Raw genomic sequence first — 13,464 nt, forward strand, 5'->3', positions numbered from 1 at the left:
GCCTCAATTCACGGTGACGCGGGCGAAAGCGCTGGTGGTGTCGCCCTCGTTGTCGGTGACGGTCAGATGCGCCGTGTACGTGCCGGGCCTGGTGTAGCTGTGCGTGGCCGTCGCGCCCTCGGGGGCGGTGGGCTTGGTGTTGTCACCGAAGTCCCAGTGGTACGAGGCGATGGTGCGGCCCGCGAGCGGCTTCACGGTGCTCGTCAGCTGGACGGCGAGGGGCGCGGTGCCGGCGGCCGGAGCGGCCTGCACGGTGACCTTGGTGCCCGGGTGCTTCTCGACGCCGCGTCCGTTGAAGTGCAGCCAGTCCACGGCGAACAGGTCCGGTTTGTCGGCCGTCCACTGCGGGTTGGAGAAGACCGCGTACAACGGTGCGCTGATCCCCGCGAACTTCAGCGGTGTCGTCGGTGAGACGACATTGCCCCAGTCGCCGGTGTTGGGCACGCTCACGCTGCCGAGGAGGGAACCGGTGGGTGATCCGGAACGGAACTCGACCGTGCCGCCGAGCCCGCCCGAGGCCGCGCCGACCGTCACCGAGTCGATCCCCTTGAGGTGCACGGGATCGAAGCGGATCCAGTCGCCGTCCTCGATCTCGGTGAGCCGCTTGCCGCCGGAAGCATCCGCACGGCTCGCCACCACCACACCGCCGTGGGCGCCGCCGGTGGAGGTGTGGTGCTCCGCCTCGCGCAGGGCGGGGCGCAGGGTGAGCGAGGTGGAACCGGTGAGCGCCGGTGCGCCCGGTGCTCCCTTGTCCTCGTACTGGGCGGTGATGCCGTAGTACAGGTTCTGGCCGGGCCCGTGGCTGTCGCCCGCGTCCGTCCGGATCTCACCGGCGCAGCCGGTGTAGTTGTCCAGCGGATGCAGATGCGAGTCGTGGCCGAGCTGCGACTGGACGACCACCCGCGAGCAGTCGATCTCTCCGTCCTCGCGGTCCGTGACCTTGACCTTGAACGGGATGGTGTCGCCGAAGCTGAACATCCCGCCGTTCGGCGGCTGTTGGATGGTCACCTCGGGCCGGGAGTTGCCGACGGTGATGTCGGTGACCGCGAGGCCGCTGAGCTTCCCGGGCGTGGTGACCGTCAGCCGGGCGGTGAAACGGCCCTTGGTCCGGTAGACGTGGGTGGGGTTGGCCGTCGTCGAGTCGGTGGTGCCGTTCCCGTCGAAGTCCCAGGCGTACGTGATCGGTGTGCCGTTCGGCAGGCCCGATCCCGCGCTGGAGAACTTCACCGTCAGCGGCGCCTTCCCGCTGTCGGGCGTGGCCGTCACCTTGGCGTCCGGCAGCCGGTCGTCACCGACGTAGTCGATGCGGTAGATGCCCGAGCCCTCGTTGCTGCCGCCGCGGCCGGTGCCGCTGCCGAGACCGAAGTCGATGACGTAGAGCGCTCCGTCGGGCCCGAAGTCGGCGTCGAAGGGCTGATTCCACTTCATGTCGCCGAAGATCCCGTTGATGGAGTGCAGATCACCTGCCTTCGCCGGGGCGAAGCGCGGATCGGTGAACGTCTGGTCCTTCTGCTGGAACGAGAACGCCTTGAACCAGGTGCGGGTGAGCTCGTAGTTGAGCCACTTCCCGTCGAAGTACTCCGGGAACTTGGTGCGATAGGTGTTCGCCGGGTCGTAGTCGTAGACCGGACCGCTCATCGGCCCGCCGCCACCGGTTCCCAGCTCGGGGAACTCGGGCGACGCGGAGTAGGCGTACCAGACGGTGGCCGGCTGGGCCGGCGGCAGCCGGGTGAGCCCGGTGTTGTTGGGGGAGTCGTTGACCGGGGCGGAGCAGTCGAACTTCGGCCCCGACGTCTTGGTCGTGAAGTCGTAGTCGTTGAAGGGGGTGTTGTTGCCGATGCAGTACGGCCAGCCGAAGTTTCCGGCCTTGGTGATCCGGGTGTACTCGACCGTCCCCTCGGGCCCGCGGTCCGCCTTAGCCTCACGGGCGTCGGGACCGTAGTCCGCGACCATCAGCGCACCGCTCTGCGGATCGGTGGTGATCCGGAACGGGTTGCGCATGCCCATCGCGTAGACCTCGGGACGCGTCTTGTCCGTACCCGGCGCGAAGAGATTGCCCTCCGGGACGCTGTACGTCCCGTCGTCCTTCGGCGTGATGCGCAGCACCTTGCCGCGCAGATCGTTGGTGTTGCCCGAGGTGCCCTGGGCGTCCCAGGCGCGGCGGCCCTCACCCTCGTCGATGGGCGCGAAGCCGTCGGAGGCGAAGGGGTCGGTGTTGTCCCCGGTCGCGATGTAGAGCTCGCCGTGCTTGTCGAAGGCGATCGAGCCGGCCATGTGCGAGTTGGCCCTACCCTCGCCCCGCAGGGTGGGGATGGCGAGCAGCCGCTTCTCGGAGGCGGGGTCGATCGTGTTGCCCGTGACGGTGAACCGCGACAGATTGATCCGCTTCTCGGTCTTGTCGGAGTTCAGGAGATACAGCCAGTGGTTCTCGGCGAAGCCGGGGTCCAGTGCCAGGCCGAGGAGACCGTCGGACTGGCTCGTCATCTCCGGCGTGTAGGCGAAGTCCAGGGCGGTCGTGACCTTGAGTGTCTGCTGGTCGATCACCTTGACCTTGCCGGTGCGCTGGATGAAGAACACCCGGCGGTCGGGCGCGACGGCCAGTTCGAAGGGGTCGGCCAGATCGCTGGTGGCGAGCGGCGTGCGCTGGAAGGCGCCCGTCTTGCCCGCGGTGCAGTCACCGGGCTTGTCGCCCGCGGCCCACTGGATACCGCCGAGCAGATGCTTGAGGAAGGCGGCCTCGTCGAAAGCGGCCTTGGCGTGCCCGCCGGCGGTGAACCAGGAGCGGCCGCCGTCGTAGTTCTGGCACCAGGACCACGGGTGGTCCACGCCCTCGTCGAGCCCGGTGATGCCGTCGCGCACCTTGATCTGCGCGAGCGTGTGGACCTTGCCGGTGGGGTTGGTGCGCCAGTTGTACCACTCCTCCGAGCGCTCCCAGAGTTCCGGGAGACCCTTGGTGGAGGGGTGCGCCTTGTCGAGGACCTTGACCCGCCCGGTCTGGACGGCGGGGTGCTTGTCGAAGATGGCGCCGACGAGACCCTCGTACCAGGTCCAGTCGCGCTCGCTGGCCGAGGCCGCGTGCAGACCGACCCAGCCGCCACCGCCGCGGACGTACTTCTGGAGCGCGGCACGCTGCGCGGCATCCAGCAGATCGCCGGACTCCGGCGTGGAGTTGGTGTTGTTGAAGACGATCGCCTGGAAGCGCGCGAGGTTCGCGTCGGTGAAGGCGGCGGCGTCGTCGGTGGCCTCGACCTCGAAGTCGTTCTCACTGCCCAGCTTCTTGATGGCCTCGATCCCGGCGGGGATGGAGTCATGGGTGAAGTTGGTGACCTTGGAGAAGACCAGGACCCGGTAGGCCGCGGCCGCTTCGGCTCGCGGGGGCGAGGCCAGGCCGAGCCCGACGACGAGCGCAAGAAGTGCCGTGACGACGGTGGAATGGAAGAGGATTCTTCGGCGGAGCCGTGTGCGATGCCTGCTCATTGCGCTCCCGGTGGCTGGTGTGCGGACCGTGAATTAGAAAGCGCTTTCTAGATACGTCGCACAGCGTAGGTTCCGGCCTCACAGGGGGTCAATGGGTCGGGAGCGGCCCGTGTGGAGCGATCGCGCATGCGCGCAGGGGGAGTTGGGACGCCGCGAGGCGAGTGTCGGTGCGGCGTCGTACGGTCGTCCCATGGCGACCGCCGACGACGTACGCAAAATCGCGCTCTCCCTGCCGGGGGCGCTGGAGAAGCTCTCCTGGGGGCTGCCCACGTTCCGTGTGGACAAGGGCAAGCTGTTCGCCTCGCTGGACGACGAGGACAAGGTGCTGGGGGTGAAGTGCCCGAGGGAGGACCGCGAGGAGCTGATCGCCGCCGAGCCCGAGAAGTTCTTCATCCGGGTCGGCCACGACGACCAGTGGCCCTGGCTGCGCGTGCGGTTGGCGGCACTGGAGGACGAGGAGGAGCTCCGTGCGATCCTCCTCGACTCCTGGCGCCAGGCCGCTCCGAAGAAGCTCCTGGCCGCGCACCCCGGTCTGTCGGTGCCGGAAGAGCGCTGAAGGCCGGCTCCCGACTGGCAGGGGCAGATGGCCGGGGGCTACCGCCCGCGTCCGAGGAAGCCGCTGATCCGCTCGCGCAGAGCCTGCGCGTCGAGGCCCTGCGCTGCCAGATGCTCGTCCAGGGAGCCGTAGCGGCGCAGTTCCTCGCGGGAGACGCCGAGGCCGAGGATCCGGTGCGCCACGTCCGCCAGGGCGTCATTGGCGGCGGTGGTCGATGTGCCGGCGAGATAGGGCTCGACGAGTACGACGTCCGCGGCCCGCGCCCCGGCCACCGCCGCGCGCAGCGCCTCGCCGTCGAAGGGCCGCACCGTGGTGGCGTAGAGCACGGTCACATCGAGACCCTCCGTGGCGGCGAGGACGTTGTCCAGCATCGGGCCGACCGCGACGACCACGCCGGCGTGCCCCTCGCGTACGCGGAGAAAGCGGGCGCCGTCGACATCCAGACCCTGCGCGTTCGACTGGAGCGACAACCGGACGTACACCCGGTCGTCCCCCGCCACCGCGTGCCGGATCAGCGACTCGGCCTCGTCCGGATGGCCGGGCACATGGACCGTCCAGCCCTCCAGAGTGTCGAGCAGCGCCACATCGCCCGGTGACATATGGGTGAAGCCGCCCGCCGGCCAGTCGTAGGACGCGCCGGCGCTCACCAGCACACCGCCCACGTCCTGGTGGCCGAAGTCGAGCTTGACCTGCTCGAAGGGCCGTTCCACCAGGAAGCTCGCGAAGGTGTGCATGACCGGGCGCATTCCGGCGAGAGCCATCCCGCCGCCGACCCCGAGCAGCAGCTGTTCCCTGATGCCCACGTTGATCACGCGGTCCGGGTGCCTGCGATGCGCCCCGTCGAAGCCGTCCCTGCTGATCTCGGCGAGCACGACGGCGAGCCGCGCGTCCTCGTCCAGCAGGCGGCTCGTGGTCGCGATGAACCGGTCACGCATCGTGTCCATGATCAGAATCCCCTCGTGGTGTGTGTCCGTGTGCCGCGGTCCGGGCGGTGCGGCGGTTCAGTCGTTCTTGGGTTCGACGCGGGCGACGACGGCCCGCGGCCGCCCCGGATGCGGGGCGATGTACGCGGCGTGCAGCGCCTCGTGGTCCCGGCCGTCCACGGTCTGCGCCGACCAGCCGGCGGCCTCGAAGCGGGAGGCGATGCCGCCGGGCCAGCCGTGGGTGGCGGAGGAGTTGTCGATCACGAGCGTGTGCAGCCGCTCCACACCGGCGGGCCCCGCGTAGGCGATGGCCTCGTGGTTGCTGCCCTCGTCGAGTTCGGCATCCCCGATGAGGACCCAGACGTTCGGATCGGTCAGGCCGCGGGCCCTCAGCCCGAGGGCGGTGCCGACGGCGAGGGGCAGCCCGTGGCCGAGCGAGCCGCTGCCGATCTCGACCCCAGGTACCAGCGTCCGGTCGGGGTGGTGCCCGAGAGGTGAGTCGTACGAGCCGAAGCCGGGCAGCCATGCCTCGGGGAAGAAGCCCTTGGCGGCGAGGACCGCGTAGTACGCCATCGGTCCGTGCCCCTTGGAGAGGAGGAACCGGTCGCGGCCGGGTGCGTCGGCGGTGGCGGGCGAGACCCGCAGGACGCGGTCGTAGAGCACCCAGAGGGCGTCGAGCGTGGAGGTCGCCGCGGGTCCGTGCTTCTCGTCGCCCGTCATCAGGGCCATCAGCCGAGAGAGGTCCGATGTGTCGAGGCGAGGCGCTTCGAGGCCGGGTGCGTCGCGGTGCGTCGCGGTGCGTCGCGTTGCGGCCGGGTGCTGCGAGGTCTCGTGGTGCGCGCTCGGGTGATGCGGCGAGGTCCGGTGGGATCGCTGCTCGCGTGGTCGCTGTCTTCGTCATGAGGACCACCGTGCAACCTCAGGTTTGGTTGAGGTCAAGCGCTCCTGTGGGCCGGTCCGGTATGCGCCGTCCGTGCGGAAAGGGGTTCGTGACCACCCGGGGAAGTGCGGTATTGTTCTCATGCGCGTTCGGCCGGGGGAAACCCCAGGTCAGACGGGCACCGGGACGTGGCGCAGCTTGGTAGCGCACTTGACTGGGGGTCAAGGGGTCGCAGGTTCAAATCCTGTCGTCCCGACCAGCGACTTCGCAGGTCGGAGGCCGTATCGGAATCATCCGGTACGGCCTTTTCGGTTTTCCGTGGCCGTACCATCGGTTCCTGGCATGGACATCACTGTGAGCTGGGGACTGGTCGCGCTCGCCGCCGCGGCCGCGCTGGTCGGGTTCTCCAAGACGGCGGTCAGCGGTGCGAACACCGTCAGTCTGGCGGTCTTCGCCGCCGTACTCCCTGCCCGGGAGTCGACAGGCGTCCTCCTTCCCATCCTGATCGCCGGCGATGTGGTCGCGGTGCTCACCTATCGGCGCCATGCGCACTGGCCGACGCTGCTGCGGCTGTTCCCGGCGGTCGCCGCGGGCGTCGTGGTCGGCACCGTGTTCCTGTTCTGGGCCGACGACCAGGTCGTGCGTACCTCGATCGGGGCGATTCTGCTGCTGATGGCCGGCGTCACCGGACTGCGCCGCCGGTCGGCAGGGGACGAGGAACCGCCGTCGTCGGAGAGCCGGCGGGGCCGGCTGAAGGCGCGTTCGTACGGGGTGCTCAGCGGGTTCACCACCATGGTCGCCAACGCGGGCGGTCCGGTCATGTCCCTGTATCTGCTCTCCGCGGGCTTCCGGAAGCTGGGCTTCCTGGGCACGTCCGCGTGGTTCTTCCTGATCGTCAATGTGTCCAAGGTGCCGTTCAGCGTGGGGCTCGGGCTCATCGACCGGACCTCGCTCCTGCTGGACGCGGTCCTCGTCCTGTTCGTCCTGCCGGGAGCGATGCTCGGGAAATGGTGCGCGGACCGCATCGACCAGGTGCTCTTCGAACGGCTGGTCATCGCGGCGACCGTGCTCGGCGGTCTCCAACTGCTGCTGTTCTGACAGCCGTTCGAGCACCTGCTCCGAAGACCGGCCGAGAACGGCGCCCTCGCCGGCGGGTGTACTTTCCGGCGCCTTTGCGCGGGTGCACCATGGCCGGACCGACCGGTGGCCGGCCGCCGGTCCTTCTGCCGCCCCGGAGGCGCCGCGTGGCCAGAGCCGATCACGCCAGGCTCGACGACCTGTACCGCGACCCCTATCCGCTGTACGAGCGAGCCCGACGGAGCGAGGGCCTGACCTTCGTCCCCGAGTTCGATGCCTGGCTGGTCGCGCGGGACGAGGACGTACGGGAGGTCCTGCGCAGACCGGAGGACTTCTCCTCGCGGCGGGCCCTGCTGCCCGACGTGCTGCCCTCGCCCCCGGCCATGGAGATCCTCGGCCGGGGGTTCGGCGGCCGCCCCACCGTGGTCTCCAGCGACGGGGCGGCCCATCAGCGCCATCGGGCTCCGCTCAGCAGGGGGCTGTCGGCCGCGCGGGTCGCCGCCCTGGTGCCGTTCGCCGTCGAGCGCGCCGGGACCCTCGTCGACAGCTTCGCGGCGGACGGGCGTTTCGAAGTGATGGAGACGTACGCCCGGCAGTTGCCCGGCCAGGTCGTCGGACGGCTGATCGGCCTCGACCCGGTGGACGTACCGGCCGTCGTGTACGGCGGCCACCGCGCCGAGCAACTGCTGTTCCGCCCGCTCGGAACGGACGAACAGATCAGGGCCGCCGAGGACGTCGTCGCCCTCCAGAGACTCCTGGACGGCCATGTGCGGGAGCGACGCGAGAACCCGCGCGACGACCTCTGCTCGGGCATGGTCGCGGCGCTCGCGCCCGGTGACGGCGAACTCACCCTCGACCAGCGCCACGAGCTCGTCTCCCATCTCCAGAACTTTCTGATCGCCGGACACCTCACCACCACCGCGCTGATCGGCACGGCCTTCCTGCATCTGCTGAGCGACCGCCCCCAGTGGGAACTGCTCTGCGCGGAACCCGAGTTGATCCCGGCCGCGGTCGAGGAGGCCGCGCGCTACGACAGCGTCGTGCAGGCTGGCGGGTCACCACGCGGCCCGTCACCGTCGCCGGGACCGAGCTGCCCGAAGGAGCAACGCTGCTGGTGGCGTACGGATCGGCCAACCGGGACGAGCGGCGCCACGAGCGGGCGGACGTCTTCGACATCACGCGTCCCCCCTCGCGGCAGCATGTGGCCTTCGGGCACGGGGCGCACGGCTGCCCCGGCTCCCGGCTCGCCCGTGAACAACTGCGGCTCACCCTGGAGCTGTTCACGCGCCGTATGCCCGGGCTGCGCATCGACGAGGACCGGCCACCGCCGGTGATGCTCCCCACGCTGATCCACCGCTCACCTCAGGCCCTGCACCTCGTCCACTGAGAGGCCGGGGCTTCCGGGGCCCTCGGTCGGGGCCGCGAGCCGCGGCGACGTAGCCTCGGGCCATGACCGGCACGCACATCCTGATCCTCGGCGGCACGGCCGAGGCGCGGCAGCTCGCCACCGAGCTCGCCGTGCCCGGCGGCGCCCGGGTCACCACCTCGCTCGCCGGGCGGGTGGCACGGCCGCGGATGCCGGCCGGTGAGGTGCGCATCGGCGGATTCGGCGGCGCCGAGGGACTGGCCGCCTGGCTGCGCGCCGAGCGTGTGGACGCCGTCGTGGACGCCACCCATCCGTTCGCGGAAGTGATCAGCACCCATGCCGCCCGGGCCGCGGCGCTCACCGGCACCCCGCTCGTCGCCCTGCGCAGGCCCGGTTGGCACACCGGCCCCGGCGACCGGTGGCACGACGCGCTCTCCCTCGCAGACGCCGCGGCGCAGCTGCCGGCCCTGGGGCAGCGGATCTTCCTCACCACCGGGCGGCTCGGCCTCGCCGCCTTCGCCGGACTCGCCGAACTGCACTTTCTCGTACGGTCCGTGGAGCTCCCCGAACCGCCCCTGCCGCCGCACACCGAGACGGTCCTGGCCCGCGGCCCGTTCACCGTCGACGGTGAGCTGGACCTGATGCGGACCCACCGCATCGATGTGCTGGTCACCAAGGACAGCGGGGGACCGGCCACCGCGGCCAAGCTCGAAGCGGCCCGGTCGCTGGGGCTGCCGGTCGTCGTGGTCCGCCGGCCGCCCGTGCCCGAAGGAGTACCGGCCGCCGAGGACGTACCCGGAGTGCTCGCGCTGCTCAGCCGCGCCGCAGCAGATAGGTGTCCATGATCCAGCCCTTGCGGGCGCGTGCCGCGGCCCGCAGTTCCTCGATGCGGTCCGACACCTCCGACAGCCGGCCCGACACCAGGATCTCGTCCTCCGTGCCCACGTACGCGCCCCAGTAGATGTACAGGTCCTGGTCCAGATGGCGGGTGAACGCCTGCCGGGCGTCGAGCATCACCACCACGTCGTCCACCCCCTCCGGCCAGCCCTCGGCGAGCCGTCGGCCGGTGGTGATCTGCACCGGGCGCGCGACCCGGTTCAGACCGGTGCGATGCCGGGCCAGCAGGGCGGAAACGCTGCTGATACCGGGAACGACCTCGTGGTCGAAGGCGACCGCGCCGCGTTCCAGGATCTCTTCCAGGATGCCGAGTGTGGAGTCGTACAGCGCCGGATCGCCCCAGACGAGGAAGGCCCCGCACTCGTCGGCGGCCAGTTCCTCGGCGATGAACCGCTCGTAGAGATCGGCGCGGCGGCGGCGCCAGTCGTCGACTGCGGGGGAGTAGTCCGATGTCTGACGGTCCCGCTCCGGATCGCGGGCCTCGACGAGCCGGTATCCGGGGTCGTCGATGTGCGCGTCGAGAATGTCCCGGCGCAGCCGGGTCAGATCCGCCTTCTCCTCACCCTTGTCGAGGATGAAGAAGGCATCCGCCTTGTTCAGCGCCTTGACGGCCTGGAGCGTCAGATGGTCGGGGTCGCCCGCCCCGATGCCGATCACATAGATCTTCCTCACCCCGCCGAGTCTGCCCCATCCGGCTGATCGCGGGACCTACCGGGGTCCGCGGTCGCGGCATATCCTCCGACCATGCGTGTCGCACTCTTCGTCACCTGCGTCAACGACGCGATTTTTCCGGCCACCGGCATCGCGACCACGAGACTCCTGGAACGGCTCGGAGTGGAGGTGGACTTCCCGGCCGGGCAGACCTGTTGCGGCCAGCCCCAGTTCAACACTGGGTACCGGCGCGAGACGCGGCCCCTGGTCGAGCGGACGGCCCGGGTCTTCGAGGAGTACGAGTACGTCGTCACCCCGTCCGGCTCGTGCGCGGCGATGGTGCGCGACCACTATCCGCAGTTCGGGGAGACCGGTCTGCCGTCGCGGACGTACGAGCTGACGGAGTTCCTGGTCGACGTCCTCGGGGTCACCGACGTCGGCGCGTACTTCCCGCACACCGTGACCTACCACCCCTCCTGCCACGGCCTGCGCATGCTGCGGCTCGGGGACAGACCCCGCAGGCTCCTCGAAGCGGTCAAGGGCCTGGAGCTGCGCGAGCTCCCCGGCGCCGAGGAGTGCTGCGGCTTCGGCGGCACCTTCGCCGTCAAGAACCCCGATGTCTCCGCGGCCATGGGCCAGGACAAGGTCCGAAACGCCGTCGCCACCCGGGCCTCCGTCCTGTGCGGCGCGGACAACTCCTGTCTGATGCACATCGGCGGCATCATCCGCCGCCAGGACGAGCCGCTACGCGCGCTGCACATCGCCGAGATCCTCAGCGCCACGGAAGAGGAGCCCCACGTATGAGCGGGACGTATCTCGGTATGCCGTCCTTCCCCGCCGCCGCCAAGGAAGCGGTGCACGACGCGACCCTGCGGGCCAATCTGCGGCACGCCACCCACACCATCCGCGACAAGCGGGCCAAGGCCGTCGCCGAGCTCGCCGACTGGTCGCTGCTGCGGGAGGCGGGCAAGGAGATCAAGGACCACACGCTCCGTCACCTGGACCGCTATCTGGTGCAGTTGGAGGAGCGGGTGACCGCGGCGGGCGGCGTGGTGCACTGGGCCGCCGACGCCGACGAGGCCAACCGCATCGTCGCGGATCTGGTCAAGGCCACCGGCGAACGGGAGGTCGTCAAGGTCAAGTCCATGGCGACGCAGGAGATCGGCCTCAACGAAGCGCTGGAGGCCGAGGGCATCGCCGCGTACGAGACGGACCTGGCCGAGCTGATCGTGCAGCTCGGCGACGACCGGCCCTCCCACATCCTGGTCCCCGCCATCCACCGCAACCGCGGCGAGATCCGCGACATCTTCCGCAGCCGGATGGCGGACTGGGGGCGGGCGGCGCCCGACGGACTGTCCGACACCCCGGCCGAACTCGCGGAGGCGGCCCGGCTCCACCTCCGCGAGAAGTTCCTGCGCGCCAAGGTGGGCGTTTCCGGGGCCAACTTCATGGTCGCCGAGACCGGAACCCTGGTCGTCTTCGAGTCCGAGGGCAACGGACGCATGTGTCTGACCCTGCCCGAGACCCTGATCTCCGTCGTCGGCATCGAGAAGGTCGTGCCCAGCTGGCGGGATCTCGAAGTCTTTCTCCAGACCCTGCCCCGCTCCTCGACGGCTGAGCGGATGAACCCGTACACGTCCATGTGGACCGGGACGGCGGACGCCGACGGGCCGCAGGCCTTCCATCTGGTCCTTCTCGACAACGGCCGCACCGACACCCTCGCCGACGAGGTCGGCCGGCAGGCACTGCGCTGTATCCGTTGCTCCGCCTGCCTGAACGTGTGCCCGGTGTACGAACGCGCCGGCGGTCACGCCTACGGCTCGGTCTACCCCGGCCCCATCGGAGCCATCCTCAGCCCTCAACTGCGCGGCATCCGGAGCGACATCGACGCCTCCCTGCCGTACGCCTCGTCGCTCTGCGGCGCCTGCTACGAGGTCTGCCCCGTGGCCATCGACATCCCCGAAGTCCTCGTCCATCTGCGGGAGTCGGTCGCGCAGCAGGGCGGCAAGGGGCACCGGCTGGAGAAGGCCGCGATCATGGCGGCGGGCTGGGTGCTCAATCACCCCGGCGCCCTCGCCGCCGGTGAGCGCCTCGCGTCGAGGACCCGCAGATTCCATCCGGCGAGACCGCCCGGCGCCGGCGGATGGACCGCGAGCAGGGAACTGCCCGAAGTGCCCGCGGAGTCCTTCCGCGACTGGTGGAAGAAGAACCGCGGATGACCTCCTCACGTGACCGCATCCTCGGCCGGATCCGAACTGCCGTCGGCGACGGGCCCGACGTGCCCGAAGCCGCACGCGACTATCTGGCCACCCACACGCCGGACGATCCGGCCGTCGTCCTGGACCTGCTGCACGAGAACCTCGCCGACTACCGGGCGATCGTGCACCGCAGTACGCCATCGGCGCTGCCGGGACTGATCGGCGAACGGCTGGCCGGGCACGGAGCACGGTCGGTCGCGGTGCCGGACGGCTTGCCCGAGGACTGGCTCGCGGCCACCGCCGCCGAACGGCGCAGTGACGCCGGACCGCTCACGGCGTACGAACTCGACGCGACCGACGCCGTGGTCAGTGGCTGCGCGCTCGCGATCGCCGAGACCGGCACGATCGTGCTCGACGCCGGCCCCGGACAGGGCCGCCGGGCACTCACCCTCGTCCCCGATCTGCACATCTGCGTCGTCCGCGCCCCCGAGCAGGTCGTCGCCTCGGTGCCGCAGGCGATGCCGCGCCTGGACCCGACCCGCCCGCTGACCTGGATCTCCGGTCCGTCCGCCACCAGCGACATCGAACTGGACCGCGTCGAGGGCGTCCACGGCCCCCGCACCCTGGAAGTGATCCTTCTCCAGGGGTGAGACCCCGGCTAGAGCGCCAGCCGGGGAGCCTCGGCGACCGGGTCCACCGGGCCGTCGAGCCGCCCCGCGAGTTCACGCGCCCAGGCGGCGAGACCGGACACGTCGACACCGTGCGGGTCACCGAATCCGACGATCCGGTCGGCGCCGCGCAGCAGCAGACGCGCCCCGCCCGTGCCATTGCCGCGGGCGGCATGCGTCAGACCCACCGCGAGCTGCGCCAGGCCCCGCCACAGCTCACGCTCCTCCTCGGGTCCGGACTTCCACGCGTCCTCGAACACCTCGTGCGCGTGGAACGGTTTGCCCGCGTCCAGCAGCCGCTGCGCCTGGGCCAACGTCTCCTCGGGGGAGCGCACGATCCCCTCGGGCTGCCGCTCCACACCGGGCGCACCGTACGGCAGCGGCCGCCCGAGCCCGTCGCGGGGCCGGGCGTTGCGTGCGCGCCCGTCGTCGTCTCGGTCCCTGCGTGATGCGTCCACGTTCCCGATTGTCCCTCCCGCCCCGCCGGACCTGCATCCGCCCGCCCGGCCGGGCGTCAGCCCGTGCCGGAGAGTGGGGTAGTGTTTCTCCTGCGTGCCCGGCCGGGAACGGCGCAGGTACGCATCGGGACGTGGCGCAGCTTGGTAGCGCACTTGACTGGGGGTCAAGGGGTCGCAGGTTCAAATCCTGTCGTCCCGACCAGCGTTTACGCGGGTCAGAGGTCGTATCGGAACATCCGGTACGACCTTTTCGCGGTTCACCACCCGCCCCCGACGAGCGCGATCGGCGGACGCCCAGGGTGGGCGAACGCGG

11 protein-coding genes, 2 tRNA genes and 1 pseudogene are annotated in these 13,464 nt (G+C 70.5%); 9 read left to right on the forward strand and 5 right to left on the reverse strand.

Annotation, left to right across the window (positions count from 1 at the left end; genetic code table 11):
• Positions 1 to 3: 3 nt before the first annotated feature.
• Positions 4 to 3,477: a ThuA domain-containing protein gene (locus tag ACQPWZ_RS31250; protein WP_433573018.1), complete on the reverse strand. Its 3,474-nt coding sequence runs from the start codon at positions 3,475 to 3,477 to the stop codon at positions 4 to 6.
• 190 nt (positions 3,478 to 3,667) lie between these two features.
• Between ACQPWZ_RS31250 and ACQPWZ_RS31255 the strand changes: the two genes are divergently transcribed.
• A complete protein-coding gene (locus tag ACQPWZ_RS31255) occupies positions 3,668 to 4,033 on the forward strand; it encodes an MmcQ/YjbR family DNA-binding protein (RefSeq protein ID WP_433573019.1) in 366 nt (121 codons plus the stop codon).
• Positions 4,034 to 4,071: 38 nt separating this feature from the next.
• Here the strand turns inward: ACQPWZ_RS31255 and ACQPWZ_RS31260 are convergent, their stop codons facing one another.
• Both ACQPWZ_RS31260 and ACQPWZ_RS31265 read right to left on the reverse strand, forming a co-directional pair.
• A complete protein-coding gene (locus tag ACQPWZ_RS31260; protein WP_433573020.1) occupies positions 4,072 to 4,977 on the reverse strand; it encodes a transketolase family protein in 906 nt (301 codons plus the stop codon).
• Between the two features lie 57 nt (positions 4,978 to 5,034).
• A complete protein-coding gene (locus tag ACQPWZ_RS31265; protein ID WP_433573021.1) occupies positions 5,035 to 5,685 on the reverse strand; it encodes a transketolase in 651 nt (216 codons plus the stop codon).
• Positions 5,686 to 6,018: 333 nt separating this feature from the next.
• On the opposite strand from ACQPWZ_RS31265, the gene ACQPWZ_RS31270 reads away from it, so the two are divergent.
• The 4 genes and pseudogenes from ACQPWZ_RS31270 to ACQPWZ_RS31285 all read left to right on the forward strand — a co-directional run bounded on the left by ACQPWZ_RS31270 (position 6,019) and on the right by ACQPWZ_RS31285 (position 9,124).
• Positions 6,019 to 6,095, forward strand: a tRNA-Pro gene (locus tag ACQPWZ_RS31270).
• Positions 6,096 to 6,178: 83 nt separating this feature from the next.
• A complete protein-coding gene (locus tag ACQPWZ_RS31275) occupies positions 6,179 to 6,934 on the forward strand; it encodes a sulfite exporter TauE/SafE family protein (RefSeq protein ID WP_405574312.1) in 756 nt (251 codons plus the stop codon).
• A gap of 146 nt (positions 6,935 to 7,080) precedes the next feature.
• Positions 7,081 to 8,300 (forward strand): annotated as a pseudogene (locus tag ACQPWZ_RS31280) (cytochrome P450).
• 62 nt (positions 8,301 to 8,362) lie between these two features.
• Positions 8,363 to 9,124, forward strand: a complete 762-nt coding sequence (locus tag ACQPWZ_RS31285) for a cobalt-precorrin-6A reductase (RefSeq protein ID WP_433573022.1) — start codon at positions 8,363 to 8,365, stop codon at positions 9,122 to 9,124.
• Here the strand turns inward: ACQPWZ_RS31285 and cobF are convergent.
• Positions 9,093 to 9,848 carry a precorrin-6A synthase (deacetylating) gene (cobF, locus tag ACQPWZ_RS31290; RefSeq protein WP_340476624.1) on the reverse strand — a complete coding sequence of 252 codons (756 nt, stop codon included), beginning with the start codon at positions 9,846 to 9,848 and terminating at the stop codon, positions 9,093 to 9,095. The genes ACQPWZ_RS31285 and cobF overlap by 32 nt on opposite strands.
• Before the next feature lie 72 nt (positions 9,849 to 9,920).
• Here cobF and ACQPWZ_RS31295 point away from each other — a divergent pair, with 72 nt between their 5' ends.
• Genes ACQPWZ_RS31295 through ACQPWZ_RS31305 form a run of 3 tightly spaced genes read left to right on the forward strand, consistent with a single transcriptional unit; the run spans position 9,921 to position 12,675 of the window.
• Positions 9,921 to 10,631: a (Fe-S)-binding protein gene (locus tag ACQPWZ_RS31295; RefSeq protein WP_433573023.1), complete on the forward strand. Its 711-nt coding sequence runs from the start codon at positions 9,921 to 9,923 to the stop codon at positions 10,629 to 10,631.
• A complete protein-coding gene (locus tag ACQPWZ_RS31300) occupies positions 10,628 to 12,046 on the forward strand; it encodes a LutB/LldF family L-lactate oxidation iron-sulfur protein (protein WP_433573024.1) in 1,419 nt (472 codons plus the stop codon). The genes ACQPWZ_RS31295 and ACQPWZ_RS31300 overlap by 4 nt, the downstream gene beginning before the upstream one ends.
• Positions 12,043 to 12,675: a LutC/YkgG family protein gene (locus ACQPWZ_RS31305; RefSeq protein ID WP_433573025.1), complete on the forward strand. Its 633-nt coding sequence runs from the start codon at positions 12,043 to 12,045 to the stop codon at positions 12,673 to 12,675. The genes ACQPWZ_RS31300 and ACQPWZ_RS31305 overlap by 4 nt, the downstream gene beginning before the upstream one ends.
• An 8-nt stretch (positions 12,676 to 12,683) precedes the next feature.
• Here the strand turns inward: ACQPWZ_RS31305 and ACQPWZ_RS31310 are convergent, their stop codons facing one another.
• Positions 12,684 to 13,151: a DUF309 domain-containing protein gene (locus ACQPWZ_RS31310; RefSeq protein ID WP_433573026.1), complete on the reverse strand. Its 468-nt coding sequence runs from the start codon at positions 13,149 to 13,151 to the stop codon at positions 12,684 to 12,686.
• A gap of 125 nt (positions 13,152 to 13,276) precedes the next feature.
• Here ACQPWZ_RS31310 and ACQPWZ_RS31315 point away from each other — a divergent pair.
• A tRNA-Pro gene (locus ACQPWZ_RS31315) sits at positions 13,277 to 13,353 on the forward strand.
• The last annotated feature ends 111 nt before the right edge of the window (positions 13,354 to 13,464 follow it).

Source organism: Streptomyces sp. CA-251247 (assembly GCF_050952975.1).
In the GTDB taxonomy this organism is placed as follows: Bacteria; Actinomycetota; Actinomycetes; order Streptomycetales; family Streptomycetaceae; genus Streptomyces; species Streptomyces achmelvichensis.

Bases quoted from the DNA above. Each gene is read 5' to 3' on its own strand.
- ACQPWZ_RS31250 (WP_433573018.1), bottom strand. From the start codon at position 3,477: ATGAGCAGGCATCGCACACGGCTCCGCCGAAGAATCCTCTTCCATTCC.
- ACQPWZ_RS31255 (WP_433573019.1), top strand. From the start codon at position 3,668: ATGGCGACCGCCGACGACGTACGCAAAATCGCGCTCTCCCTGCCGGGG.
- ACQPWZ_RS31260 (WP_433573020.1), bottom strand. From the start codon at position 4,977: ATGGACACGATGCGTGACCGGTTCATCGCGACCACGAGCCGCCTGCTG.
- ACQPWZ_RS31265 (WP_433573021.1), bottom strand. From the start codon at position 5,685: ATGGCCCTGATGACGGGCGACGAGAAGCACGGACCCGCGGCGACCTCC.
- ACQPWZ_RS31275 (WP_405574312.1), top strand. From the start codon at position 6,179: ATGGACATCACTGTGAGCTGGGGACTGGTCGCGCTCGCCGCCGCGGCC.
- ACQPWZ_RS31285 (WP_433573022.1), top strand. From the start codon at position 8,363: ATGACCGGCACGCACATCCTGATCCTCGGCGGCACGGCCGAGGCGCGG.
- ACQPWZ_RS31295 (WP_433573023.1), top strand. From the start codon at position 9,921: ATGCGTGTCGCACTCTTCGTCACCTGCGTCAACGACGCGATTTTTCCG.
- ACQPWZ_RS31300 (WP_433573024.1), top strand. From the start codon at position 10,628: ATGAGCGGGACGTATCTCGGTATGCCGTCCTTCCCCGCCGCCGCCAAG.
- ACQPWZ_RS31305 (WP_433573025.1), top strand. From the start codon at position 12,043: ATGACCTCCTCACGTGACCGCATCCTCGGCCGGATCCGAACTGCCGTC.